Here is a 24,893-nt window from a genome sequence, read left to right as displayed (position 1 = left end):
AGGCTCGGCTGCACGGAGCGTCAGCCGGATGACCCGCCTGAGTCGATCATGGACTGCACCGATCACCCGCGGCTGACCCCGCGAACGCTCCGCGTCAGCCGCGGGCGCAGACCGACGACAGCCAGGTCAGGTGCTTCTTCTTCCTGAGGGCTTCCAGGTCGCGCAGGAGCGAGTTCAGCCTGTCCGGTCGGGCCAGGAAGTCGATGGTGGCCTGGGCGAAGGCGTCGCGCACCGAGGGGGGCATGGCGTCGGAGGCGTCGAAGCAGTGCACGGCCTGCGGGTCCAGCAGGGTGGTGGCGAGCGAGCGGCGCTGCGCCCCCTTGTACTTGTTCACGTCCACCTTGGTGTTGACGGAGAACCCTGTCTCGACGCCGCTCCAGGCCTTCTGCGCGTCGGCGGAGGCCAGGTAGCGGATCAGCTCCCTGGTCTGCGGGGTCTCGTGCAGCAGTGCGACCAGGTCGCCGGAGACCTCCCAGGAGCGGGATTCCGCCTTGCCGGTCAGAAGCGGGGAGGACGGCGTGTACTCGCCCTTCCCGTCCTTCCAGGCGTCCTCGGTGCCGACGAAGGAGGCCTGGTGTTCCAGGCTGCACTTCGGCGGTTTCGTCGCGGCGAGCGTGGAGGCATCCCGGTAGGAGGTCACCAGGGCACGGCGCACGACGTCGTCGTCCCCGGCGCCGACCAGCCCGCCCCAGGTGGTCCAGGCCTTCTTCACCTCCTCGGAGTTCCAGGACAGCTGCCCGAGGGCCCACCGCTGGTACGTCCGCCAGCCGGACCGCTGGAGCAGGATGTCCTCGATCCAGTCCGTGCCCGGCCAGCCGCTGGTCGCGCCGGATCCCATCCCCAGGCACCACTGACGCGGCTGCCCGGCGGCCTCGGCACGCTGCTCGTCACTCATGCTCCGGGGAGCCCAGACGATGCTCTTGAGGTCGGCCTTGAGCGGGAACCAGTAGACACCGCCGTCGAAGGAAGGGATCCAGGACGTTCCGAAGCCGCCCTTGGGAATCAGCCCGTCGACGCGCTTGAGCCGGCCCTGCTGGTAGTAGGAGGCCAGTTCGCCGGGCCCGGTGAGCACGACCACGTCGGGCGGGGTGCCCGCCTCCACGTCGGCGCTGAGCACCTGGCTCTCGGCGGAGCTGCCCTCGTAGTCGACGTGGATGTGGTGCCGCTTCTCGAAGGGAACGAGTACGGCGTTCTCGAACTTCTTCGCGTCGTCCTCCGTCCAGTTGGCCAGGAGGGTGACCGTCGGCTCGCGCCCGAAGTGCCGCACGCCCACGATCACGGCGGCCGCGATCAGGGCCAGGCAGCTCGCCACGAGGGTGACGGTACGCAGAAGGTGGCGGGAGGGACCGCGCCGGCGGGCGGGGGCGGCCGGGACGCGGCCGTCGTCGGGCGCGCTCACCGGGGCGTGAACCGGTAGTCGTTGATGTGGCGTCGCAGGCCCGCGTCGGCCAGTGCCATGAGCACGATCCCTCCTACCAGGATCCACACCGCCGCCGCCGCGCGGAAGCCGGTGTTCGACAGGTGGTCGGCGACCTGCTGTCCCACGTCGACGGTGTGCCGGGGCGCCTTCGCCAGCCGTTTGTGCGTGTCCGCCATGCCCTCGTGCGTCCACAGGGTGAACAGCGCCAGGATCACGGTCCCTCCGGTCATCAGGGCCCCGGCCGCCAGCAGGGGCCTGCTGTAGCGTCGCCGGAACCGCCGGCGCAGGAAGGCCTGGGTCTCCAGCAGGGCGGCGGCCAGGGCGAGCACGAGCAGCAGGACGACGCTCCAGCCGAGCCACAACGCCCAGCCGAACCGGGTCTGGCGGTTCACCAGGTTCTGCTGTTGCCTCTGCAGTGTGCTCAGCCGGGGCAGGATCCCTGTGTCCTTCCCTTGCAGGATGCTGGAGGCATAGCTGAGGTACGCCTCCCGCAGCCGGCGGGTGTCCTGCTCGCGCAGCGCCTTCTCGACCATGCCGGTGTAGACGGCGATCAGTCCGGCGACCGTCCGCAGGGCCTGCTGGCCTGACGCTCCGCCCTCGTCGGCGGCAGCGGCGGCCAGCTGCTGCGCGGCGACCGAGATCTGTGTCTGGAACGTGCTGACGGAGGGGGGATCGGAGCGGGCCTCCCGATCGGCCGTGTTGAGCGCGTACTGGGCGGTGTCGATGGCCACGACGGCCGGCGCGCTCGACGTGCGCAGCGGGTCCGCGTCGCCGTGCACCCCCTCGTACGAGACGAACAGGGCGAGGGTGAGCGCGGCGCTGAGCCCGAGCAGCAGCCGGTGGCGCAGGCTCAGCTCGCGGGCCGTGGTGCTGCCGTCCCTGCCGCCGTCGTGGCCGGTGATCCGGTCGAGGAGGCGGGACAGGGCGGCCGGTGCGGGGTGCCCGACCGTGTCGCGGACCGGTGTCGTCGTCCTCATGCGGGCTCCCCGAGCGGTCTGCCGCAGTCGCCGCCGCAGTAGCGGGAGCCGGACGGGCCGAGCCACTCGCAGTGCGGGCACTTGACCAGCTCGCCGCCGCCGTCACCGGCCGAACCGTGGGAGGCACCCGGGCCGGCGGGGGCGTGCCCGGGCGCCTCCCCCGGTTCGGCCGCGGTGGTCACGGAGCTGGAGAGGATCAGGTGCTGCCAGTCGACGTGCTTGAGGCCGTCGCGGACGTGGACCTCGTGCGGCGGCGTGGCGTCCCGGCCGGCGACCCGCAGCAGCTCGTCCCGCATCCGGGTGTCGCCGAGCCGGTCCGCGAGCGACAGGGCCCTGGCGAGTTCCGCGCTCGCCCGCGCACGGCCGTCCGCGCCCCGCAGCCAGGCCCGGTAGGCCTCCGCGACCGCCTCGTAGGACTGCTGGTAGAGCTGGTGGCGTGCCACGCCGGGGTGTGGCCGGGAGACGTCGTCCGGGTTGTCGGTCCAGTTGACCAGGATGGGCTGCGGGGCGGGCAGCCGTACGGGGGAACCGGTCTCGGGTACGAGCAGTTCCACGGCGGCGAGCTGGAGGTCCTCGCCGAGTTCCCGGCCGGAGGGGTCGGCGGCGAGGACGACCTGGTAGTGCCGGGTCTCGTCGGCCCAGCCCCGGGTGACGTACTCGGTCCCGCGCGCCTCCGGTTCGGAGCCGGCCGGCCGGAGTGTCTGTTCGCTCGGCACCACCTGTTTGACCTCCCGGATCTCGGTGCCCTGGGTGGGGACCAGCCGGATGCGCACCTCGGGGAGCGTGGTGCCCAGCAGCCGGTCCATCAACTCCTCGTAGGCGGCGGCCAGTTCGGACTCGTCGCGGACCGCGGCCGCGTGCCCGTGCAGCTGGTCGGCGACGCTCAGGAGGACCTCGGCGTCCCAGCCGTCGCCGATGCCCCAGGCGTCGCAGATGAACTGTCCGTCGCAGGCGCGGAGCACCTTCTCCAGCCGTTTGTCGGTCCGGTCGTCGTGCTCGTTGCGTCCGTCGGTGAGCAGCAGGACGTGTTTGATGGGCGCGTCCTGCCCGTGGAGGAGCCGCCGGGCGAGGTCGAGCCAGGGGCCGATGGCCGTACCGCCGTCCGCGTCGAGCATCCGTACGGCGTATTCGGCGCTCTCGCGCTCGCGCGGGTCTGCGACGGCCAGCGCCTCTGTGCCGGAGCCGGGATGGACCAGGGTTGCGTCGAAGCGTCCGGACAGTACGGCGAAGGCGGTGCCGTCGGGGAGCAGCCGGATGGCGGCGACCGTGGCGTCCTTGGCGGCGTGGAGTTTGGTCTCGGGGTGGAGCATCGACTTCGACGTGTCGACGATCAGTACTTCGGCGAGGGCGGCGCCGGTGCCCTCACGCCGGCCGGACGCTTGGCTGTGGCCGCCGTCGCTGACCCCGACCTCGACGATGGCGTGCATCTCCGCGCGGCCGGGCGGACCGGCGGACGCCGGCGCGGCGGACAGGTACTTGTTCTGGCCCACCTTCAGCGTCACCTCGACGGCACCGGCCTCGCCCGTCGCGGAACTCCCCGTTGAATTCACGCTCATCGCCGCTCTTTCAGAATGTGGTCATCGGACGGACGGTGTTGGCCAGGTCCAGCAGCCGGCCGTGTTCGTCGGCGGTGTGCGCCTGTCCGGCCAGCTGCCGGAAGGACTGCTCGAGGAGTTCCTCGAGCGCCTGCCTGGTGCCGGAACCGAGCAGTGTCCCGGCCGGGAACTCGGGCCCCCAGCCCTGGCGCGGCCAGCGGTCGAGGACGTTCTCCCGGACCTCGGCGACCAGCCGGTCCCTGGACGCGCCGTCGCTCTCACCGCCGTCGAGGCGGAGCAGGGGCAGCCGCCGGGCCGCGTCCCTGAGGTCGGACACGGACGGCGGCCGGCCCAGCAGGGTGCCGGTGCGGACGCGCACGGCGGCGATCCGGGCCGTCTCGTACTGCCGGGAGGTCGAGGGGACGTCGTCGAGGACCGCGACGGCCTTGTCCCGTTCGCCGGAGGCCAGATGGCCGCGGGCCAGTCCGAAGGCGGCGGCGGTATGGGCGAAGTCCCGTTTCCACACGGCCTCGTAGAAGGTCATGGCCCGGGTGGTCTGGGCCTGCCGGTGGAGTTCGTCGCCCCGGGCCGCCCAGGCCTCGGCGTGCCGCTCCGCGCAGTAGCCGAGGGCGAGCTTGGGCACGTACTCGCCGGGCAGCGCCTGGAACACCGCGTCGAAGCACCGGTCGGCGCCGTCCACGGCCGAGCCGCTGAGGTGCAGGACACCGCGGTGCCAGGCGATCCGCCAGTCGTAACGGGCGTCCTGTTCGCCGAGTTGGGTCTCGGCCTCGGCGAGCCAGGTCTCGGCCGCGTCCTGCCGCCCGGCGCGCAGATAGGCGCGGCACAGCCATAGCGCGGTCTCGGCGGTGCCGAGGCGGGACTCGCGCCGCCACTGCTCGGCGACCCGGTCCGGGGCGTCCGGCGGGAAGGTGCCCAGCAGCAGGGCAGCCCTGTCGTCGGGGTCGGGGACGGGCTGGGGCAGGGCGCCGGCCACCTCGGCGGCGGGCGGGGCGCTGAAGGAGAGCTCCCGCGGGGTGCCGTCGGGGCGGTTCGTCCAGTGGCCGAGTGAGGGGATCGCGCCCAGCCCGGCGTCGAGGGCGGCGTCGGTGGGCGAGAACCGGGTGGAGCTCTCGGGCAGCTGCTCGCCGAACTGAAGGGAGCGGAACTCCCGCAGGGCCTCCCAGAGTTGGCGGGACATCTCGGCCGCCGAGTGGAACCGGGCCCGCGGGTCGCGGTGGGTGGCCCGTTCGGTGATCAGGCGGAAGGAGTCGGGGGCGAGGCCGGGGGCGGGCTCGGTGCCGTGGGCCAGTGCCTCCAGGGTCACGCCGACCGTGTAGAGGTCGCTGTCGACGTGCCAGCCGCGCTGGTCTATCTCCGCCTGGGGCGGCGCGTACACGTCCGTGTACACGTAGGCGGAGTCGCGGTCGCCGATCGCCCGGACCGCGCCGAGGTCGACGACCTTGATCTCCCGTCCGAAGTGGATGACGTTCGAGGGCTTCATGTCGCAGTACAGCAGCCCGCGTTCGTGCATGTACTGGAGGGCGCCGAGGATCTTGCACCCGTAGGTCAGCACGTGGTCGAGGCGGGGGCGGCCCTTGAAGAGGCGGGTGACGTCGTCGGAGTCGAAGAGCCGTTGCAGGGACCGGCCGGCGATGTAGTCCATGACCAGGTAGCCGGTGGGCGGCCGGTCGGGGAGCTGGTGTTCGGCGTAGGTGATCAGGCGGACGATGTCGGGGTGGTGCAGCTCGGTGAGCGAGCGCTGCTCCTCGACGGCGTTGCGGCGGGCCAGCGCGTCATGGGCGTTGATCAGGCCCTTGAGCACGACGTGCATGCCCTGCGCCTTGGTGTCCGCGGCGAGGTAGACCCAGGAGAGGCCGCCGCCGGGGATGCAGCCGAGGATCTGGTAATGGTCCATGACCTTGTGGCCCGGGCTCAGTTCGGGCAGGAAGGAGTACGGCGTGCCGCACCGCGGGCAGCGGCCGGTGGCCCGGGGCGGCTGGCCGCCATAGCCGACCCCGACCGTCATGGTGCAGCCGTTGTAACCGCAACGGCGGCCCCCGGAGGGCGGTTCGGCCTGCTCCTCGAGGAGCTCGTCCAGGTCCGGGACCGGGACCTCGGGCAGGACGACCAGGCCGTGCTGGTCCAGGTCGCCGGTGCCGGCGACCGCGTGCACCGGAGCCGGGGCGGGGCGTTCGGAACGGCTGCGGGCCGGGGGCCCCGGCGTGGCGGGCGGTGGCCCGGGGTCCCGCTCGGCGACCGGCGCCGCGGCCCGGTGGCCGCAGGTGTCGCAGTAGCCGGTGGCCATGACACGGCCCGCACAACCGGGCCGATCGCACGGCGTCATGAGGCCCCCTCCCCGCGCGCACCACCGAAGCGACGAAGACCGCCGACACCACGCAGGCCCCGCAGACCCTTGACACCGCGGGCGGCCCGGGACAGTCCCGTCCCCGCCTCACCGCCGGGACGCGTACCGCCGTCGCCCGCGTCCCGTTCGGGGGCCAAGGCCGCGGCCCGGTGGCCGCAGGTGTCGCAGTAGCCGGTGGCCATGACACGGCCCGCACAACCGGGCCGATCGCACGGCGTCATGAGGCCCCCTCCCCGCGCGCACCACCGAAGCGACGAAGACCGCCGACACCGCGCAGGCCCCGCAGACCCTTGGCACCGTGGGCTGCCGGGGACACCCCTGCCCCACCGTCGGCACGGCTGCCGCCCTCGCGCGCCTCCCGGCCGGAGCCGGAGTCAGGAGCGTCCGTGCCGCCTACAGCCGCCGGATCGCCGGGCTCGTGCGGGTCGTCTTCCCCGGCTCCCCCGTCACCCGGGTCACCGCCGCCCCCGCCGTCGAACGGCACTCCGCCCTCGCCCGGCGGCCCGGACACGAACGCGACGAACCGCTCGACCGCGTCCTCGGCCTCCTCGATGTCGCAGGGCCTGCGGCGCAGCAGGCGGGAGGCGGTTTCGTAGAGCCGGTACGCCTCCAGGTCCCGTGCGATGTCCGGTTGCCCGGATCTCTGCCGCCACAGCGCCCATATCCCGGCGACCCGGCCGCGCAGTTCGTCGTGGCGCAGTATGCGGGCGTCGAGGGCGCCCACGGCCTGCTCCAGGCGCTGTCTGCGGCGCCGGGCCGCCGCTTCGTAGACGAACAGGTCCTCGGCGTGACGCGGTTCGGGGACCGGGCGGGCGGCCACCTGTTCGCGCAGGACGACGGTGCGCCGGAGGCTGTCCTCGGCCCGGTCGATCCGGTCGCCGGTGCCGGGCTTCGGCACCACGCGGTTGAGGCGCTCGTGCAGGGCGGGGCCGAGCCGGTCGACGATCCGGTCGAGCTCGGCGCGCATCCTGTTCCAGCGGTCCGCCAACGGCCGCCGTACCAGGGTCTCCTCGGCCGGTGCCGCCAGCCCGTCCCGTCCGCGGAACACCAGCAGCAGGCGTGCCCCCTGGTGGGCGAGCCGCTCCAGCATGCCGAGCAGCGGGGCGGGATCGGCCGCCACGTCGACGCCCACCAGGACGGCGGCGAGCGGCGTGTGCGCCTCGGCGAACTGCTGCGGCAGCCCGGCCAAGGAGTCGATGGGCACCCCGAGCCGTTCGGCGATCCGCTCGGCGACCTCGGTGACCGTCAAACCCTGGACACCGAGAGCGAGGTCGTGGCTGCCGGCCGGGGGGACGGTGTCGGGCGGGTCGATGGAGAACCGGCTGGTGTTGCGCCGCGTGCGCAGTTCACGGTCGGCCAGCGTGATGGCCCGGCCCAGGGTCCAGGCCCGGCGGCCGCGGGCCGGGACGACGGTGACCAGTACCGGCCAGCCCTCGCCGCGGAACCAGCCCGCCAGTTCGGTGGCGAACTCCACGTCGAGTTCGCCGGGGCCCTGCTTCGGGCCCAGCTCGGGGTCGACGGCGGACCGGCCGGACGTCCATCGGGCGACCTTCGGGAGGTGGCGCAGGATCGTCTCGGCGGGGCTCATGTACGTGAAGAGGGAGGGGCGTCCCTCGTCCACGCTGAGCACGATGCCGATGACCCGCCCGGTCGCGAGGTCGACGACGCCGCCGCCGCTGAATCCGGGGCTGGCCAGTTCCCCGGGAGTGTCGGGACGGAGTTGGACCTGGCCGTCCCGACCCCGGCCGCCGACCACGGTGCCGCCGTGCCACCGGCCGCCGTCGTCGCCCACCGGGAAGCCGTACATGCGGACGCCCGGCCGTGACGTGGCGAGGCGGAACAGCCGGGTGGCGTCCTCGGCGGGCCTGGGTTCGGCGAGGCGCAGCAGGGCGAGGTCCCCGGCGCGGTCGCCGAAGTCGTCCGCCTGCTCCGGGATCCACTCCCGCTCACCCTGCTCATCCCACTCACGGACGGTGGCGGCCACGGACGGGACGGTGCCGGCGGCCGCGCCGACGAAACGCACGACGTAGGTCCGGTCCGGTTGGACGACATGGGCGCAGGTGAGCACCCGGTCGGGGCTCACCAGCACCCCGGCGCCCACAACGTGTCCCTCCGCGTGGTGGATGCGGGCGATCCACCGCGGTGTGCGTAAGTCCAGTTCGACGGCTTGCTCCCCCGTGCCTGCCATGTCTGGTGAGGTTACTCGCGATGACACTCCGGTACCACTGATGTGCACGGAGTCGCGGCAGGCGGGGGTGACGACGGACGACGGAGCGGGGAAGGGGGGCGCGGTCAGTGCGCGTGCAGGGCGCCGAGCACCTCGGCGTCGGTGAGTTGCCCGAAGTCCTCGTACCACTGGCCGACGGCGGCGAAGGAGGCCGGCCGGAGCAGGCAGACCACGTCGTCGGCCTCTCCGCGCAGTTGGTCGAGCGAGCCGGGGGCGCCGACGGGTACGGCCAGGACGACCCGGGCGGGTCCCCTGCGGCGTACGTGGCGCAGGGCGGCGCGTGCGGTGGAGCCGGTGGCCAGTCCGTCGTCGACGACGATCACGGTGTGTCCCGCGAGGTCGGGCGGGGGCCGGCCCTGCCGGTAGCGCTGCTCGCGGCGGTGGAGTTCGGCGCGTTCGCGGGCCACCACGGGGGCGAGTTCCTCCTCGCTCAGGCCCAGCCCGCGCACGGTGTCCTCGTCGAGGAGCGGGGGATCGTCCCCGGCGATCGCGCCGACGCCGAACTCCTCCTGGGAGGGTGCGCCGATCTTGCGTACGACGAGCACGTCGAGGGGGGCGTCCAGTTCCCGCGCGACCTCCTCGGCCACCGCGACGCCGCCGCGGGGCAGGGCCAGGACGACGGGGTCGGACAGCATGCCCTGCTCCTGTATGGTGCGCAGCCGTACGGCCAGTTCCCGTCCGGCCTGCCTGCGGTCCTGGAAGCGCATGGGTCTTCCTCTCCGGCGCGGCTCGGTCCTCATCTTTCCATGGTGACCGGAAATCCCACCGGGCGAGACCCTCGAACACATGGTCTATACACTGAGTGTATAGTCCGCCCATGCCTCTTTCGACCGACAACATCCCGACCAACAAGATGCAGAGACGGGCGCAGCGGTTCCGTCTCACCGCGACGGCCGCGGCCGCCGCCTGTCTGGCCCTGGTGCTGACCGGCTGCGCGGACGTGGACGCCACCAGCCCCAGCGCCGCCCGCACGCAGGCGGCGGCCGGTGCCCCGGCCCGCTTCGGCACCGTCGACTGCCGCGAGGCCAAGTGCATCGCGCTCACCTTCGACGCCGGGCCCAGCGAGAACTCGGCCCGGCTGCTGGACATCCTGAAGGAGAAGAAGGTCCCGGCGACCTTCTTCCTGCTCGGCAAGCGGCACATCGAGAAGTACCCGGAGCTGGTGAAGCGGATGGCCGCCGAGGGCCACGAGGTCGCCAGCCACACCTGGGACCACAAGATCCTCACCCGGATATCGGACGCGCAGATACGCGAGGAGCTGAAGCGGCCCGACGACGCGATAGAGCGGCTGACCGGGCACAGGCCGACGCTGATGCGTCCGCCGCAGGGCCGTACGGACGCCGGTGTGCACAAGATCGCCAAGGAGGAGGGCCTGGCGGAGGTGCTGTGGAGCGTCACCGCGAAGGACTACACGACCACCGACTCCGCGCTGATCACCAAGCGCGTCCTCGCGCAGGCCTCCCGGGACGGGATCATCCTGCTGCACGACATCTACAAGGGCACCGTGCCCGCCGTGCCCGGCATCATCGACGCGCTGAAGGAGCGCGGGTACGTGTTCGTGACCGTGCCTCAGCTCCTCGCGCCCGGGAAGGCCGAACCGGGGAAGGTGTACCGGCCGTAGGACTGTCCGCACGGGGATTGCGCCGTCCGCGTGATCCGGCGGCCGCCGTGCCCCTCCCCCGGCCCGCTTCCCTACGATCGTGCCGTGGTCAACTTCCTCCTCGAACGCACGGCACCGCTTCCCATCGACGAGTCGTGGCGCCGGCTCACGGAGTGGTCCCGGCATGCCGACGCCGTCCCGCTGACCCGGATCACCGTGGTCACGGACCCGCCGACCCGTCAGGGCACGCTGGTCGTGGCCCGTTCGGGGATCGGGCCGCTCGCCTTCGACGACCCCATGGAGGTCACCGTCTGGCGCCCGCCGCAGGACGGCGAGCCCGGACTGTGCCGCCTGGTCAAGCGGGGCCGCGTGGTCCTCGGCTGGGCCGAACTGGAGGTACGGCCGGGACCGGGCGGCCGTACCCGCGTGGTGTGGCGGGAGGAGTTGCGGGTGCGGTGGCTGCCCTCCGCCTTCGACCGCCCCCTGGCCGCGACGGCCCGGACGGTGTTCGGACGGGCCGTCAACACCCTGCTGCGCAGCCCCTGACGGCCGCTCCCGCCCGGACGGTCGTCCGACCCGCGGCGCCGGGACGACCGCTTCACCGCCGGGCCGACTCCCGCCGGGCGCGGCTCCCGCCGGGCCGACGCCCACCGGACGCGACCGCCGGCCGGGGCCGTGCCGCCGCCGGGCGGGGAGGGTCGCGGGACTCGGGGGCCAGGCCGGATGGGCGGCCCGGACGGTCGTCGGCCTGCGGCGTGGGCGTGGGGTACGGGCTGGGCCGGTATGCGGCGGCGGCGCCAAGGCCTGTCCGGTGGCTCGTGCGGGAGGCGTGGGACCGGGCACGCCCAGCCGCGGTGTCGTAGTCGGTACCGGCGCCGGTCAGGTGCCGCCGGTTTTCTCCGGTCTCACCCGCCCGGGCAGGCGCCGGCCGGCCTCGGGCACCGTACGCCCGCCGTCGGCCGGCCCGCGGTGGCCCTCAGGCCACCGACCCGATGCGTCCCGGCGGGGCCGGGTCGTGGTGGATCGGGGTGTGCGCGCCGGTGAGGGAGACGCCGCTGCCGCCGCGCCGGTCGGCGACGATCTCCGCGGCGATGGACAGGGCGGTCTCCTCGGGGGTACGGGCGCCGAGGTCGAGGCCGATCGGCGAACGCAGGCGGGCCAGTTCCAGCTCGGTGACGCCTACTTCGCGCAGGCGTTCGTTGCGGTCGAGGTGGGTGCGGCGGGAGCCCATCGCGCCGACGTAAGCGACCGGCAGACGCAGCGCCAGCTTCAGCAGCGGTACGTCGAACTTGGCGTCGTGGGTCAGCACGCACAGGACCGTCCGGGCGTCCACGGACGTCCGCTCCAGGTACCGGTGGGGCCAGTCGACGACGATCTCGTCGGCCTCGGGGAAGCGGGCCTGCGTCGCGAAGACGGGACGGGCGTCGCACACGGTCACGTGGTGGTTCAGGAACTTGCCGACGCGGACCAGCGCCGAGGCGAAGTCGATCGCGCCGAAGACGATCATCCGGGGCGGCGGGACCGACGACTCGACCAGCACCGTCAGCGGAGCCCCGCAGCGGGAGCCCTGTTCGCCGATCTCCAGGGTGCCGGTGCGGCCCGCGTCCAGGAAGGCCGCCGTCTCGGCGGCCACCGTGCGGTCCAGCCCCGGGTGTCCGCCGAAGCCGCCCTCGGACGAGCCGCCGGCGCGCACCAGCAGCGCCCGGCCCAGCAGTTCGGCCGGTCCGGAGACGATCCGCGCCACCGCCGCAGCCTCCCCACGCGCGGCGGCGGCGAGCGCGGCGGCGGCCACCGGACGGACGGGATCGCCCGCCCGTACCGGCGTGACGAGGATGTCGATGACGCCGCCGCAGGTCAGGCCGACGGCGAAGGCGTCCTCGTCGCTGTACCCGAAGCGCTCCAGGACGGTTTCGCCGTCCTCGAGGGCCTGCCGGCACAACTCGTACACCGCGCCCTCCACGCAGCCGCCGGAGACCGAGCCGATCGCCGTTCCCTCGGCGTCCACCGCGAGGGCGGCGCCGGGACGGCGCGGGGCGCTGCCGCCGACGGCCACCACGGTGGCGACGGCGAAGTCACGGCCCTGCTCGACCCACCGGTTCAGCTCCTCGGCGATGTCCAGCATCTCTCGGTCTCCTTAGAACGCTCGTGCGGCGGGTGCCCGACGGACCGGCTAGTGCACGCCCAGCCAGCCCTCAATGGGATGGAGGGCGAAATAGACCAGGAAGATGCCTGTCAGGCCCCACATGAATGCCCCGATCTCCCGGGCCTTGCCCTGTGCGGCCTTGATGGCCGTGTAGGAGACGACGCCGGCGGCCACGCCCGCGGTGATCGTGTAGGTGAACGGCATCAGCACGACCGTCAGGAACACCGGGACGGCGGTGGCCCGGTCGGCCCAGTCCACGTGCCGGGCGTTCATCAGCATCATCGCGCCGATGACGACCAGGGCGGCGGAGGCGACCTCCCGCGGCACGATCGCGGTGAGCGGGGTGAAGAACAGGCAGGCGGCGAAGAGCAGCCCGGTGACGGCGGAGGCCAGTCCCGTGCGCGCCCCCTCGCCCACCCCGGTCGCGGACTCGATGAAGACGGTCTGGCCGGAACCGCCCGCCACACCGCCGATCGCGCCGCCCGCGCCGTCGATGAACAACGCCTTGGACAGGCCCGGCATACGGCCCTTGTCGTCGGCCAGCCCGGCCTCGGTGCCGACGCCGATGATGGTGGCCATCGCGTCGAAGAACCCGGCGAGGACGAGGGTGAAGACGATCACGCCGACGGTCATCGCGCCGGCCTCGCCCCAGCCGCCGAACTCGACGTGCCCGAAGAGCGAGAAATCGGGCATCGACACCGCGCTGCCGTGGAGTTCGGGAGCACCGCCCGCCCACTGCCCGGGGTCGATGACGCCGAGGCCGTTGAGAACGGCGGCGACGACCGTGCCGCTGACGATGCCGATGAGGATGGCGCCGGGAACGTTCCGGGCCTGGAGCATGAAGACAAGCAGCAGCGTGCCGGCGAAGAGCAGCACGGGCCAGCCCGCCAGCTCACCCGCGGGCCCGAGGGTGACCGGGGTGGCCTTGCCCTGGTGCACGAAGCCCGATTTGTAGAACCCGATGAGGGCGATGAACAGGCCGATGCCCATGGTGATCCCGTGCTTGAGCGCCAGAGGGATCGCGTTCATGATCATCTCGCGCAGCCCGGTGACGACCAGCAGCATGATGACCGCGCCGTACACCACGCACATCCCCATGGCCTGCGGCCAGGTCATCTGCGGCACGACCTGCGAGGACAGGACACCGGAGACGGAGAGGCCGGCGGCGAGCGCGAGCGGCACCTTGCCGACGAAACCCATCAGCAGCGTGGTGCAGGCCGCGGCGAACGCCGTCGCGGTGATCAGCGCCTTCTGCCCGAGCGTGTCCCCCGCCGCGTCCTTGCCGGACAGGATCAGCGGGTTGAGCAGCAGGATGTACGCCATCGCCATGAAGGTGGTGACGCCGCCGCGGACCTCGCGCGCGACGGAGGATCCACGCCGGGATATGTGGAAGTACCGGTCGAGCCACGACCTGCCGGCCGGGACGCGGGTTCCCGCGCCCGCGTCCTCGGCGGTGGTCGTCGGCTCCAGTGACCGCTGGGCCATGGGTCATCTCCCAAGGTTCATAGGGGCACCCGCGAAGCCTCCCGGCGATCACGGGATTTGGGATGTGGACGACCCGGGGGACGGCCCGAGACGAACAAGGGGCCCGGGGGGACGAAGCCCCCCGGGAGTCACGCGGTACCGGTGAGGTGCTCGGGCCGGACCGGCGTGCGGTCGAGCTCCAGCCCGGTCGCGTTCCGGATCGCCGCGAGGACGGCCGGGGTCGACGACAGGGTCGGGGCTTCGCCGATGCCGCGCAGCCCGTAGGGGGCGTGGTCGTCGGCGAGTTCGAGGACGTCGACCGGGATGGTCGGCGTGTCGAGGATGGTCGGGATCAGGTAGTCCGTGAAGGAGGGGTTCCTGACCTTCGCCGTCTTCGGGTCGACGATGATCTCCTCCATCACGGCCACGCCCAGGCCCTGGGTGGTACCGCCCTGGATCTGGCCGATGACCGACAGCGGGTTGAGCGCCTTGCCGACGTCCTGCGCGCAGGCCAGCTCGACGACCTTGACCAGGCCGAGCTCGGTGTCGACCTCGACGACGGCGCGGTGCGCGGCGAAGGAGTACTGGACGTGGCCGTTGCCCTGGCCGGTGCGCGGGTCGAAGGGCTCGGTCGGGCGGTGCCGCCACTCGGCCTCGACCTCGACGGCCTCCCCTTCCAGCACGTCCGCCAGGTCGGCGAGGGCCTCGCCCGCGTCGGTCACGACCTTGCCGCCCTCCAGGAGCAGTTCGGCGGTGGCCCAGGCGGGGTGGTACGTGCCGAACCTGCGGCGGCCGAGGTCCAGGACCTTCTCGCGCACCAGCTCGCAGGAGTTCTTGACCGCGCCGCCGGTGACGTACGTCTGACGTGACGCGGAGGTCGAACCGGCGCTGCCCACCTCCGTGTTGGCCGGGTGGATGGTCACCTGGGCGACGCCCAGCTCGGTGCGCGCGATCTGCGCGTGGACGGTGACACCGCCCTGGCCGACCTCCGCCATCGCCGTGTGCACGACGGCGACCGGCTCGCCCGCGATGACCTCCAGGCGGACCTTCGCGGTGGAGTAGTCGTCGAAGCCCTCGGAGAAGCCGACGTTCTTGATGCCGACCGCGTAGCCCACACCGCGTACGACGCCTTCCCCGTGCGTGGTGTTGGACAGACCGCCGGGCAGCTGCCGTACGTCGGCGCCCTCGCTGCTCTCCCACTGGCGCTCCGGCGGCATGGGCATCGCCTTGACGCGGCGCAGGAGTTCGGCGACGGGGGCGGGCGAGTCCACCGGCTGGCCGGTGGGCATGATGGTGCCCTGCTCCATGGCGTTGAGCTGCCGCAGCTCCACCGGGTCCATGCCGAGCCGCTGCGCCAGCTTGTCCATCTGCGCCTCGTAGGCGAAGCACGCCTGGACCGCGCCGAAGCCGCGCATCGCGCCGCAGGGCGGGTTGTTGGTGTAGAGGGCGATGGCCTCGATGTCGACGTCGTCGACCTGGTACGGGCCGATGCCGAGGGAGGAGGCGTTGCCGACCACGGCCGGGGAGGCGGAGGCGTACGCGCCGCCGTCCAGGACGATGCGGCACTTGACGTGGGTGAGCTTGCCGTCCTTCGTCGCGCCGTGCTCGTAGTACAGGCGGGCGGGGTGGCGGTGGACGTGGCCGAAGAAGGACTCGAAGCGGTTGTAGACGATCTTGACGGGTTTGCCGGTGCGCAGCGCCAGCAGACAGGCGTGGATCTGCATCGACAGGTCCTCGCGGCCGCCGAACGCGCCGCCGACACCGGCGAGCGTCATCCGCACCTTCTCCGGCGGGAGGCCGAGGACGGGCGCGATCTGGCGCAGGTCGGAGTGGAGCCACTGGGTCGCGATGTAGAGGTGGACGCCGCCGTCCTCCTCCGGCACGGCGAGGCCGGACTCCGGGCCGAGGAAGGCCTGGTCCTGCATGCCGAAGTAGTACTCGCCCTTGACGATCACGTCCGCCTTCTTCGCCGCCTCGGTCGCGTTGCCGCGGACGATCGGCTGGCGGTGGAGGATGTTCGGGTGCGGAACATGGGCGATGTGGTGGTCCGTGCGGTCCTCGTGGACGAGGACCGCGTCCGGGGCGGTCGCGGAGGCCTCGTCGGTGATGACCGGCAGCTCGCGGTACTCGACCTTGATCTTGGCGGCGGCGCGGCGCGCGGTCTCCGGGTGGTCGGCGGCGACGATCGCGACCGGCTCGCCGTGGTGGCGTACCTTGCCGTGGGCGAGGACCGGGGTGTCCTGGATCTCCAGGCCGTAGTTCTTCACGTCGGTGGGCAGGTCGTCGTACGTCATCACGGCGTACACGCCCGGCGTCGCGAGGGCCTCGCCCGTGTCGATGGAGACGATCTCGGCGTGGGCGACCGTGGAGCGCAGGATCTGACCCCAGAGCATGTCCTCGTGCCACATGTCGGACGAGTACGCGAACTCGCCGGTGACCTTGAGGGTGCCGTCGGGACGGAGCGTGGACGCGCCGATGCCGCCCTTCGTCGGAGTGCCCTGGGTGATCTTCGTGGGAGCGCCGATGGGGGCACCGCCCGCTCGAGCGAAGTCGAGAGTGGGGGAGGGCATGCCGCTCAGACCGCCTCTCCCTGCCGGGCGGCCGCCAGGCGCACCGCGTCCATGATCTTCTCGTAGCCCGTGCAGCGGCACAGGTTCCCCGACAGGGCCTCGCGGATGTCCTCGTCGGTCGGGTCCGGGTTGCGCTCGAGCATCTCGTCGGCGGCGACCAGCAGGCCCGGGGTGCAGAAGCCGCACTGGACGGCGCCGGCGTCGATGAAGGCCTGCTGGACCGGAGAGAGCGCGGCGCGCGGGGATGGGCCGGTGCCCTCGCCGGTCCGGGAGTCGGTGCCCCTGGCCTGCCAGGCCTTGGCCTCGTCCAGCGAGGTCCCGCAGGAGTCACCGCGGGCCCGCTGCTTGGCGTGGTCGGCCAGCCCCTCGACGGTGACGACCTCACGGCCCTCGGCCTGCCCGGCGGCGACCAGACACGAACACACCGGTACGCCGTCCAGGCGGACCGTGCAGGACCCGCACTCCCCCTGCTCGCAGGCGTTCTTGGACCCGGGCAGGCCGAGCCGCTCGCGCAGCACGTACAGCAGGGACTCGCCCTCCCACACGTCGTCGGCTTCCTGCGGGCGTCCGTTGACGGTGAAGTTGACACGCATTACGCGACTCCCTCCGAGGTGCGGCGGGTGCCGCGGTACGACTCCCAGGTCCAGGTGAGCGTGCGGCGGGCCATGACGCCGACCGCGTGGCGGCGGTAGCTCGCGGTGCCCCGGACGTCGTCGATCGGGTTGCAGGCGGCGGCGCACAGGTCCGCGAACCGCTTGGCGACCGACGGGGTGATGATCTTTCCGTTGTCCCAGAAGCCGCCTTCTTCGAGCGCCGCGTTCAGGAACTCCTCGGCGGTCTTCGCGCGCACCGGGGTGGGCGCGGCCGAGCCGATTCCGGTGCGGACCGTGCGGGTCTCGGGGTGCAGGGCGAGCCCGAAGGCGCACACGGCGATGACCATGGCGTTGCGGGTGCCGACCTTCGAGTACTGCTGCGGGCCGTCGGCCTTCTTCACCCGCACCGCGCGGATCAGCTCGTCGGGCGCCAGGGCGTTGCGCTTCACGCCGGTGTAGAACTCGTCGATCGGGATCAGCCGGGAGCCGCGCACGGACTCGGCCTCGACCTCGGCGCCCGCCGCGAGCAGCGCGGGGTGGGCGTCGCCGGCCGGGGAGGCGGTGCCGAGGTTGCCGCCGACGCCGCCGCGGTTGCGGATCTGCGGGGAGGCGACCGTGTGCGAGGCGAGGGCCAGGCCGGGCAGCTCGGCGCGCAGGTTCTCCATGATCTGCGTGTAGGGCACCGAGGCACCCAGCCGCACGCTGTCCTCGCCGGCCTCCCATTCGTAGAGATCGCCGACGCGGTTGAGGTCGAGGAGGTACTCGGGCCGGCGGTGGTCGAAGTTGATCTCGACCATCACATCGGTGCCGCCCGCGATCGGCACAGCGGTGGGGTGCTCGGCCTTCGCGGCGAGCGCCTCCTCCCAGCTGGCGGGGCGAAGGAAGTCCATGACCGGCTCTCTTCCTGGTCTCGAGGTCGGACGGTTCGAGCCAGATCGGGTGCGGCGGGCCCGGCTCGTTCATGTGGTGTTCACGCTGAACGGGCTCAGTACACAGCGCTGTGCTCCGACGGGGTCAGTCACGGAAACCATGAAGGAGTTGCCTGGCCACGGCGGGCATCTTGTAGATTCGTATGAACGGAGGCTCTCGGTAACCTCTTCGTTTTTCCGAGGAAACGTCAGGGGACCCCCGCCCCACGAGACGCTCCACGATTCATCGTAGATTTCGAGACAGAGAACGGCGGACGAGAATGCGGCTGCGCGCACTGCTGGACACCGACGCGCTGGGCCTGAGGCTGCTCGGCGGCGAGGACGAGCTGGACCGCACCGTCCGCGGCGTGATGACCACCGACCTGCGCGACCCCAGCCGCTACCTCTCCGGCGGCGAGCTGGTGCTGACCGGGCTGGCCTGGCGCCGGGACGCCGCGGACTCCGAGCCGTTCGTACGGATCCTGGTGCAGGCCGGCGTGGCCGCGCTCGCCGCCGGCGAGGCCGAGCTCGGGGACGTCCCGGACGACCTGGTCGTGGCCTGCGCGCGGCACCGGCTGCCGCTGTTCGCGGTGCACGAGTCGGTGGCGTTCGCCACGATCACCGAGCACGTCGTGCGGCAGGTCTCCGGCGAGCGGGCCGGGGATCTCGCGGCCGTGGTGGACCGGCACCGCCGGATGATGACCGCCGGCCCGGCCGGCGGCGGCCCGGACGTCGTCCTGGATCTGCTCGGCTCGGACCTCGACCTGCGTGCCTGGGTGCTGTCGCCGGCCGGGCGCCTCATCGCCGGCCCCAAGACCGCGGGCCCGGCGCTGCCCGCCGAGGCGTGCGGCCGGCTGGCCGCCGAGCACCTGGCCGCCGTACGCACCGGACGCCGGGGGCCGCACCGGCTCACGCTGGGCTCCACGACGTACTCGCTCTTCCCGATCCGCAGCTGGGGGCACCGCCCTCCGGTGGCCGGGGAAGGCCGCTCCCCGCAGGCCGCCCGGGACGTACGCGAGACGGTGCTGTCGGACTGGCTGCTGGCCGTCGAGGCCGACGCCGGGGACTGGCCCGAGGAGCGCCTCGACCTGTTGCAGGGCGTCACCCAGCTGATCGCGGTGGAGCGGGACCGGCGGAACGCGGCCCGCACGGTCCGGCGGCGGCTCGCCCAGGAGGTCCTGGAACTGGTGCAGACGGGCGCTGCGCCCGCCGAGATCGCCGCCCGGCTGAGGGTCGCGGCACCCGTCCTGCTGCCCGGCCTCGGCGCCGCCCCGCACTGGCAGGTGGTGGTGGCCCGGGTCGAGTGGGAGGGCGGGGAGGTCGAGGGCGGGCCGGTGGCCCAGTCGCTGCTGGAGGAGATCCTGGTGGACCCGCGGGCGACCGGCCCCGAGCCCTCCGACCGGATCGCCGTCGCGCACACCGGTGACGAGGCGATCGCGCTGGTGCCGCTCCCGGCCGTGTCCGCCGAGCACGACGGCTCCGAGGCGGGGATACTCGCCGACGCGCTGCTGGAGTCCGTGCGGACCCCGCTGTCGGCCGGGCTCGAGGACGACGGCCGGGTCACACTCGGCGTCAGCGCGGCCGTGCACTCGGCGGAGGGGCTGCGCGGGGCGCTGGAGGAGGCGCGGCACGCGCGGCGGGTGGCGGCGGCTCGGCCGGGCCGGGTATCCGCGGCGGGCCACCAGGAACTGGCCTCCCATGTGCTGCTGCTCCCCTTCGTCCCGGACGACGTCCGCCGGGCCTTCACCGCGCGGCTACTGGACCCGCTGCGGGACTACGACCGCCGGCACCGGGCCGAGCTGATCCCGACGCTGGAGGCCTTCCTCGACTGCGACGGGTCCTGGACGCGCTGCGCGACGCGGCTGCACCTGCACGTCAACACGCTGCGGTACCGGGTGGGCCGGATCGAGCAGTTGACGGGGCGTGATCTGTCCCGGCTGGAGGACAAGCTCGACTTCTTCCTGGCACTGCGGATGAGCTGAGCGAGGAAAGCGATCCCGGAGGAGATCACTCCCGTCACTTTGTGAAAAGTTTCACCCAGCCTCTTGGCCCGGCCCGCCGATCGGTGCTGGAATGCGGCCACCACTCACAAGCTCGATGGCGTGCTCGGGGAGGGCAACGTGGCGCATTCCGCCATGTCTGGTAACGGAACGACCGCTGGTGACGATCCCCTCCAGACCGCGGTATGGCGGTTGCGCTCGCGGGCCTGCTGGGCCGACGCGGCGGCCCTGCTCCCGCCGGACAGCGCGGCCGCCGCGCTGCAACGGGCCGGGCTGCTCGTCGAACGGTGCCTGTACACCGAGCGGGGGTGGGAGGAGGCCGAGGACGCGCTGCGCACCGCCGAGGCGCTGGCGGGCGGCGACGAGGAACGCGGGGCCGCCGCCTGCGAGCGCGGACAGCTCGCCTACGCGGCAACGCTGCACGGGGTGCGCGACCGGGCCGACGAGGCGCGGGCCGCGCTCGGGCGGGCCGCCGCGCTGATCGCGCCGGACGCTCCCGGCCGGGCTCTGCTGGACTTCCGGCGGGGGCTGCTCGCCGAGAACCTGGCCCGCTCCCCGCAGGCGGCCCGTGCCGCGTACCGCCGCGCCCACGCGGGCGCCGCCGCGCACTCCGATCCGCTGCTGCTGTCCTTCACCTGGCGGCACCTGGCCGGACTCGCCCTGCGGGAGGGGGAGTTGACGGAGGCACGGCACGGCTTCGCCGAATCCCTGCGCATCCGTGAGGAGCTCGGCTACCTGGTCGGCACGGCCCCGGCCCTGGCCTCCCTGGCCGACACGGAGACCGAGCCGGAGGCATCGCGCTTGCGGGATGAGGCTCGGCGGTTGTTCCGGCTGCTCGGCGGTGTGCCCACGTGGCTGGCACAGCAGCTGGCCCCGCCGGCGCCGGGGGCGGCCACAGCCTGAGCGGCAACCCAGAGGAAACTGAGAGGTTCCTGTGCCAGGCTGACGCGCCCGACCGGCGGAGGAACCCCCCGATGAGCCTTGTCAACGGCCTGCCCGCGCACGTCCTGCTCGTCCATGTCGTCGTCGTCCTGGTCCCGCTGACCGCGCTGGCCCTGGTGGCCTGCGCGGTATGGCCACGGGCCGCCCGACGCCTCGGCCCGCTGCTGCCGCTGCTCGCCCTCGCCTCCCTCGTCAGCGTGCCGCTGACCACGCAGGCCGGCGAGTGGCTGGAGCGGCACGTCGACAGCGACGCCCTGGTACGGCGGCACGCCGAACTGGGCGACGGCCTGCTGCCCTGGGCGCTGGGCCTCTCCGTCCTGGCGACGGCCGTGTGGTGGGCGGCACGAAGGCAGGCGGCCGCGGCCGGGACCGGCGCCCCGGAAGCCGCTTCCGCGGGCTCCGGCCGCTGGTCGTCCCTGCCCGTGCGGACAGCCGTGGCCGTGCTGTCGCTGGCCGTGGCCGCGGGCGCGGTCGTCGACGTCTACCGCATCGGCGACTCCGGCGCGAAGGCGGCCTGGCACGACGGCTTCTCGAAGAGCGCAAGCAACGGCTCCTGACCGGCCCACACCCGCGGCCAACGCCGCTTCGGCCGACACCGGCCACCGGCCGACCCCGCCCAAGCGGATCACCGTGACAACACAGCCACCGGCCGCGGGCGCGGTCGCCGACGGTCACCGCGTCGGCGCCCCCCGCGCCAAGACCGCCTGGCACGACGGCTTCCCGAAGACCGCGAGCAACGGCTCCTGACCGGCCCACGCCGGCGGCCCACGCCGCTTCGGCCGACACCGGCCACCGGCCGACCCCGCCCATGCGGATCACCGTGACAGCACAGCCACCGGCCGCGGGCGCGGGCCCGGCCGCTGAGACTCACCGCATCGGACTCAGTTCGCGCCCGCGAAGTGCTCCCCCACGAGGGATCGCACGACAGTCAGGTCCCGTGCGATCAGTGCGTCCAGCAGGGCCGTGTGCTCGGCCGCGTCCGCCAGGAGGTCGGCGCGGGCGGGGCGGGCGGGGCCGCCGACCAGGGGCCACTGGGCCCGCCGGTGCAGGTCCCCCGCGATCTGGACGAGCTGCTCGTTCCCGGAGAGGCCCAGCACCGCCCGGTGGAAGGCCCGGTCGGACTCCGCGTACGTCGCCCGGCAGCCGGAGGACGCCGCGCGGACCGTGTCCTCGGCCAGCGGCCTGAGCTCGGCCCAGCGTTCCGCGGGCACCGCGCGGGCGAGCCGCAGCATCACCGGCACCTCGATCAGCGCGCGCACCTCGGCGAGTTCCGCGAGTTCCCGCGCGCCCCGCACCACGACCCGGAACCCCCGGTTGGGCACGACCTCCACCGCGCCCTCCAGCGTGAGCTGCTGCATGGCCTCCCGCACGGGCGTCGCGGAGACCCCGAACCGTTCCCCGAGGGCGGGCGCGGAGTACACCTCGCCCGGCTTCAGGTCGCCCGCCACCAGCGCGTGGCGCAGGGCGTCGAGGATCTGGCCGCGGACCGAGGACCGCTGGACGGCGGGGCGGGAGTCCGGGAGGGGCGGCTCGCCGTGCGTGTGCTCGCCGCGGGCGGCCGGGGAGGCCGGGGTGTCCCGCTGACGGTCCACGTCCCGCGCCCGGGGCTGCGGGGGCACCCGGACGGCGGCTCGGAGGTCCGGGGTCCCCGTGCCGCCGGAGTCCTGCACGCCCTGCTTCACGGGTCCTCCTCCGGCTTGTCGGCACTTGGGGTCATTACGACGGGTTGTTACTCGTCCGTCAAGCACATTAGGCGCAGAGCGCGACAGTTCAAACTTCACCCGGAGGTTGGTAAGGTAAGGCTTACCTCTCTCGCTTCCCGATCGGTGGTCCCCCATGCCCGCCCCGGCCTCGCCCCTCTCCGACGCCTACGCCCGCCTCACCGAGGCCTACCCGGGCCTGGCCGTCACGGAGCTGGGCCCCGAGGACCCCGCTCCGCGCGGCGGCCACTGGGTCCGGGCCGCCTCGCTCGCGGAGGGCGGGGCGGACCTCGCGGGTTTCCTGGCCTGGGACGAGGCCCAGGTGCTGCGGGACTACGGACAGCGGGCCCGGCCGGACGTCGTGGCGAGCTTCGGGCTGCACCGCTACGCCTGGCCCGCCTGCCTGCTCATCACCGTGCCGTGGTTCCTGCACCGGCGGGTGCCGCGCCTGCCCGTGACCCAGGTCTCGTACGACCGCACCGCCGGCCGCATGGCCGTCCGCGCCGCCTCCTTCGCCTGCCTCCCGGACGACCCGGCGGCGGCGCTGCCCGGCGCGGTCGTGGTGCCGGACGAGGAAGCGCTGCGGCACCGGGTGCGGGCGGCGGTGGCAGAGCACCTGGAACCCGTGCTGGACGGGTTCGGGCCCCGGATGCGGCGGCGCGGGCGGGCACTGTGGGGCATGGCGACCGACGAGCTGGTCGAGGGGCTGTGGTACGTCGCCCACCTGCTCGGCGAGCAGGAGCGGGCCGTGCGGGAGCTGGAGCTGCTGCTGCCGGGCGCCACCCGGCCGTACGTCGGCTCCGCCGCCTTCCGCACCCTCACCGGACCGGACGGCGAGCCGCTGCCCACCCGGGACCGGGCGAGCTGCTGCATGTTCTACACACTCCGCCCCGAGGACACCTGCGCCACCTGCCCGCGCACCTGCGACACCGACCGCGTCGCCAAACTGACTGCCACCGCAGCCGCTTGAGGCACCCTCAGGAATGGATCAGCCTCCGCGTCCACTAGGATCGCCGCGATCGGAGGGCCCGCCGCGAACCGGCGTGTCGCCCGCACGGGAAAGGGAATTCACAACTTCCTCACCCGTCGCGGGAACTTTCCGAGGAACCATCCGTCCGGGTACTCTTATTCGAACTCAACTCCCGCCCCTCACGCGGCAGTTCGAGCAGAACGCCGCCCTGGGCATCCCCTTGCACTTCCTTGGCGGCCTCTTGCCCCGAAACCCCTTGAGGGCCGGTGGGGTTGGGCCACTATGGCGGGCGTTACGCCCTATCCCAATGCAAGGGACCCCAGATGAGACTGACCGACATATCGCTGAACTGGCTGCTTCCCGGCGCCGTACTGCTCCTGGGCATGCTGGCGGCGGTGGCGGTGCTCGCGCGCGGCAAGCGCTCCTCCGGGGAGAACGCGAGCGCGGACGACTCGTGGGAGCGCAGCGAGGAGCGCCGCAGGCGCAAGGAGGCCATCTACGGCACCGCCTCCTACGTCCTTCTGTTCTGCTGTGCGGCGGTCGCCGCCGCCCTCTCGTTCCACGGCCTGGTCGGCTTCGGCCAGCAGAACCTCGGCCTGACCGACGGCTGGGAGTACCTGGTCCCGTTCGGCCTGGACGGCGCGGCGATGTTCTGCTCCGTGCTCGCGGTGCGCGAGGCCAGCCACGGTGACGCGGCGCTCGGCTCCCGCATACTCGTATGGACGTTCGCCGGCGCGGCCGCCTGGTTCAACTGGGTGCACGCGCCCAGGGGCATCGGCCACGCGGGCGCCCCGCAGTTCTTCTCCGGCATGTCGCTGTCGGCGGCCGTGCTGTTCGACCGCGCCCTGAAGCAGACCCGCCGGGCCGCGCTGCGCGAGCAGGGCCTGGTGCCGCGTCCGCTGCCGCAGATCCGTGTCGTCCGCTGGCTGCGGGCGCCCCGTGAGACCTACAAGGCCTGGTCGCTGATGCTCCTGGAGGGCGTGCGCAGCCTGGACGAGGCGGTCGAGGAGGTCCGCGAGGACCAGCGCCAGAAGGAGCAGACGCGCCAGCGCCGCCGCGAGCAGCAGCGAGTGGAGCGCGCCCAGCTGAAGGCGATCAGCCGCGGCCACCGGGGCTTCGTCGGACGCGGCGGCGGCCGTCAGGTGGAGGTGCAGGCGGTGGAGCGCGGCTCCGCCCAGGCCGCCGCCGAACTCACCGCGGAGCCTGCCATATCCGCGCCGGAGCAGCTGCCCGTACGCTCACGGCCCTCCCTTCAGCCGGTCCGCAAAGGGTCTGACCCCCTGACGGTCGACCTGACCGCGGAGGACGACACCATGGCGCTGCCGCGCCTGGACTCCCTGGAGCGCAAACTCAAGGACCTCGAGCAGCAGTTCGGCTAGGTTTCGGGTGCGAGCAGGCCGGGACACGGCAGTCTCGCACAGCGGTCCGGCCGGGACCGGACGCCACGGGACGGGGGCGTGACCTTCAGGGTCACGCCCC

19 protein-coding genes are annotated in these 24,893 nt (G+C 73.2%); 7 read left to right on the top strand and 12 right to left on the bottom strand.

The window, feature by feature from the left end:
• Positions 1 to 94: 94 nt before the first annotated feature.
• The 6 genes from ACWGJM_RS44945 to ACWGJM_RS44920 all read right to left on the bottom strand — a co-directional run bounded on the left by ACWGJM_RS44945 (position 95) and on the right by ACWGJM_RS44920 (position 9,231).
• On the bottom strand, positions 95 to 1,399 hold the full coding sequence (locus ACWGJM_RS44945; RefSeq protein WP_453417571.1) for an ABC transporter substrate-binding protein: 1,305 nt from the start codon (positions 1,397 to 1,399) through the stop codon (positions 95 to 97).
• On the bottom strand, positions 1,396 to 2,397 hold the full coding sequence (locus tag ACWGJM_RS44940) for a hypothetical protein (RefSeq protein WP_453417570.1): 1,002 nt from the start codon (positions 2,395 to 2,397) through the stop codon (positions 1,396 to 1,398). Before ACWGJM_RS44940 ends, ACWGJM_RS44945 begins: the two co-directional genes overlap by 4 nt.
• Complete coding sequence (locus ACWGJM_RS44935; RefSeq protein ID WP_453417569.1) at positions 2,394 to 3,953, bottom strand: VWA domain-containing protein; 1,560 nt, start codon at positions 3,951 to 3,953, stop codon at positions 2,394 to 2,396. Before ACWGJM_RS44935 ends, ACWGJM_RS44940 begins: the two co-directional genes overlap by 4 nt.
• 10 nt (positions 3,954 to 3,963) lie before the next feature.
• A complete protein-coding gene (locus ACWGJM_RS44930; protein WP_453417568.1) occupies positions 3,964 to 6,276 on the bottom strand; it encodes a tetratricopeptide repeat protein in 2,313 nt (770 codons plus the stop codon).
• Between the two features lie 238 nt (positions 6,277 to 6,514).
• On the bottom strand, positions 6,515 to 8,485 hold the full coding sequence (locus ACWGJM_RS44925) for a S1 family peptidase (RefSeq protein ID WP_453417567.1): 1,971 nt from the start codon (positions 8,483 to 8,485) through the stop codon (positions 6,515 to 6,517).
• Positions 8,486 to 8,589: 104 nt separating this feature from the next.
• Complete coding sequence (locus ACWGJM_RS44920; protein ID WP_453417566.1) at positions 8,590 to 9,231, bottom strand: phosphoribosyltransferase; 642 nt, start codon at positions 9,229 to 9,231, stop codon at positions 8,590 to 8,592.
• A gap of 146 nt (positions 9,232 to 9,377) precedes the next feature.
• Here ACWGJM_RS44920 and ACWGJM_RS44915 point away from each other — a divergent pair, with 146 nt between their 5' ends.
• On the top strand, positions 9,378 to 10,145 hold the full coding sequence (locus ACWGJM_RS44915; protein ID WP_453417580.1) for a polysaccharide deacetylase family protein: 768 nt from the start codon (positions 9,378 to 9,380) through the stop codon (positions 10,143 to 10,145).
• Positions 10,146 to 10,229: 84 nt separating this feature from the next.
• The gene (locus tag ACWGJM_RS44910; protein WP_453417565.1) at positions 10,230 to 10,670 is read left to right on the top strand and encodes an SRPBCC family protein; all 441 of its coding nucleotides are present in this window, start codon (positions 10,230 to 10,232) and stop codon (positions 10,668 to 10,670) included.
• 430 nt (positions 10,671 to 11,100) lie between these two features.
• Here ACWGJM_RS44910 and ACWGJM_RS44905 read toward each other — a convergent pair whose 3' ends face one another.
• The 5 genes from ACWGJM_RS44905 to ACWGJM_RS44885 form a co-directional block, all read right to left on the bottom strand.
• Positions 11,101 to 12,246 (bottom strand): XdhC family protein, encoded by a 1,146-nt coding sequence (locus ACWGJM_RS44905; protein ID WP_453417564.1) that lies wholly within the window; start codon positions 12,244 to 12,246, stop codon positions 11,101 to 11,103.
• A gap of 48 nt (positions 12,247 to 12,294) precedes the next feature.
• On the bottom strand, positions 12,295 to 13,752 hold the full coding sequence (locus tag ACWGJM_RS44900) for an NCS2 family permease (RefSeq protein ID WP_453417563.1): 1,458 nt from the start codon (positions 13,750 to 13,752) through the stop codon (positions 12,295 to 12,297).
• A 128-nt stretch (positions 13,753 to 13,880) separates the two neighbouring features.
• Positions 13,881 to 16,301 carry a xanthine dehydrogenase family protein molybdopterin-binding subunit gene (locus tag ACWGJM_RS44895; RefSeq protein WP_453417562.1) on the bottom strand — a complete coding sequence of 807 codons (2,421 nt, stop codon included), beginning with the start codon at positions 16,299 to 16,301 and terminating at the stop codon, positions 13,881 to 13,883.
• Between the two features lie 5 nt (positions 16,302 to 16,306).
• The gene (locus tag ACWGJM_RS44890; protein WP_453417561.1) at positions 16,307 to 16,894 is read right to left on the bottom strand and encodes a (2Fe-2S)-binding protein; all 588 of its coding nucleotides are present in this window, start codon (positions 16,892 to 16,894) and stop codon (positions 16,307 to 16,309) included.
• The gene (locus ACWGJM_RS44885; RefSeq protein ID WP_453417560.1) at positions 16,894 to 17,784 is read right to left on the bottom strand and encodes an FAD binding domain-containing protein; all 891 of its coding nucleotides are present in this window, start codon (positions 17,782 to 17,784) and stop codon (positions 16,894 to 16,896) included. Before ACWGJM_RS44885 ends, ACWGJM_RS44890 begins: the two co-directional genes overlap by 1 nt.
• A 299-nt stretch (positions 17,785 to 18,083) precedes the next feature.
• Here ACWGJM_RS44885 and ACWGJM_RS44880 point away from each other — a divergent pair, with 299 nt between their 5' ends.
• From ACWGJM_RS44880 to ACWGJM_RS44870, 3 genes are all read left to right on the top strand, one after another.
• Entirely contained in the window at positions 18,084 to 19,784 is a 1,701-nt protein-coding gene (locus ACWGJM_RS44880; RefSeq protein ID WP_453417559.1) for a PucR family transcriptional regulator, read from the top strand.
• Between the two features lie 138 nt (positions 19,785 to 19,922).
• Positions 19,923 to 20,705 (top strand): hypothetical protein, encoded by a 783-nt coding sequence (locus ACWGJM_RS44875; RefSeq protein ID WP_453417558.1) that lies wholly within the window; start codon positions 19,923 to 19,925, stop codon positions 20,703 to 20,705.
• Positions 20,706 to 20,776: 71 nt separating this feature from the next.
• A complete protein-coding gene (locus ACWGJM_RS44870) occupies positions 20,777 to 21,301 on the top strand; it encodes a DUF2231 domain-containing protein (protein WP_453417557.1) in 525 nt (174 codons plus the stop codon).
• 324 nt (positions 21,302 to 21,625) lie between these two features.
• Here ACWGJM_RS44870 and ACWGJM_RS44865 read toward each other — a convergent pair whose 3' ends face one another.
• Complete coding sequence (locus ACWGJM_RS44865) at positions 21,626 to 22,426, bottom strand: GntR family transcriptional regulator (RefSeq protein ID WP_453417556.1); 801 nt, start codon at positions 22,424 to 22,426, stop codon at positions 21,626 to 21,628.
• A gap of 154 nt (positions 22,427 to 22,580) precedes the next feature.
• Here ACWGJM_RS44865 and ACWGJM_RS44860 point away from each other — a divergent pair, with 154 nt between their 5' ends.
• Positions 22,581 to 23,414 carry a (2Fe-2S)-binding protein gene (locus ACWGJM_RS44860; protein WP_453417555.1) on the top strand — a complete coding sequence of 278 codons (834 nt, stop codon included), beginning with the start codon at positions 22,581 to 22,583 and terminating at the stop codon, positions 23,412 to 23,414.
• Between the two features lie 323 nt (positions 23,415 to 23,737).
• Positions 23,738 to 24,793, top strand: a complete 1,056-nt coding sequence (locus ACWGJM_RS44855) for a DUF2637 domain-containing protein (protein ID WP_453417554.1) — start codon at positions 23,738 to 23,740, stop codon at positions 24,791 to 24,793.
• Positions 24,794 to 24,893 lie beyond the last annotated feature (100 nt).

This window comes from Streptomyces sp. NPDC054834 (assembly GCF_053611185.1).
This window is presented reverse-complemented; position numbering and strand designations above follow the sequence as displayed.

Excerpts from the sequence above, each read along its gene's own strand:
- ACWGJM_RS44900 (WP_453417563.1), bottom strand. The coding sequence starts at position 13,752 with ATGGCCCAGCGGTCACTGGAGCCGACGACCACCGCCGAGGACGCGGGC.
- ACWGJM_RS44885 (WP_453417560.1), bottom strand. The coding sequence starts at position 17,784 with ATGGACTTCCTTCGCCCCGCCAGCTGGGAGGAGGCGCTCGCCGCGAAG.
- ACWGJM_RS44920 (WP_453417566.1), bottom strand. The coding sequence starts at position 9,231 with ATGCGCTTCCAGGACCGCAGGCAGGCCGGACGGGAACTGGCCGTACGG.
- ACWGJM_RS44895 (WP_453417562.1), bottom strand. The coding sequence starts at position 16,301 with ATGCCCTCCCCCACTCTCGACTTCGCTCGAGCGGGCGGTGCCCCCATC.
- ACWGJM_RS44940 (WP_453417570.1), bottom strand. The coding sequence starts at position 2,397 with ATGAGGACGACGACACCGGTCCGCGACACGGTCGGGCACCCCGCACCG.
- ACWGJM_RS44870 (WP_453417557.1), top strand. The coding sequence starts at position 20,777 with ATGAGCCTTGTCAACGGCCTGCCCGCGCACGTCCTGCTCGTCCATGTC.
- ACWGJM_RS44855 (WP_453417554.1), top strand. The coding sequence starts at position 23,738 with ATGAGACTGACCGACATATCGCTGAACTGGCTGCTTCCCGGCGCCGTA.
- ACWGJM_RS44860 (WP_453417555.1), top strand. The coding sequence starts at position 22,581 with ATGCCCGCCCCGGCCTCGCCCCTCTCCGACGCCTACGCCCGCCTCACC.
- ACWGJM_RS44915 (WP_453417580.1), top strand. The coding sequence starts at position 9,378 with ATGCAGAGACGGGCGCAGCGGTTCCGTCTCACCGCGACGGCCGCGGCC.
- ACWGJM_RS44930 (WP_453417568.1), bottom strand. The coding sequence starts at position 6,276 with ATGACGCCGTGCGATCGGCCCGGTTGTGCGGGCCGTGTCATGGCCACC.
- ACWGJM_RS44880 (WP_453417559.1), top strand. The coding sequence starts at position 18,084 with ATGCGGCTGCGCGCACTGCTGGACACCGACGCGCTGGGCCTGAGGCTG.
- ACWGJM_RS44890 (WP_453417561.1), bottom strand. The coding sequence starts at position 16,894 with ATGCGTGTCAACTTCACCGTCAACGGACGCCCGCAGGAAGCCGACGAC.
- ACWGJM_RS44935 (WP_453417569.1), bottom strand. The coding sequence starts at position 3,953 with ATGAGCGTGAATTCAACGGGGAGTTCCGCGACGGGCGAGGCCGGTGCC.
- ACWGJM_RS44925 (WP_453417567.1), bottom strand. The coding sequence starts at position 8,485 with ATGGCAGGCACGGGGGAGCAAGCCGTCGAACTGGACTTACGCACACCG.
- ACWGJM_RS44905 (WP_453417564.1), bottom strand. The coding sequence starts at position 12,246 with ATGCTGGACATCGCCGAGGAGCTGAACCGGTGGGTCGAGCAGGGCCGT.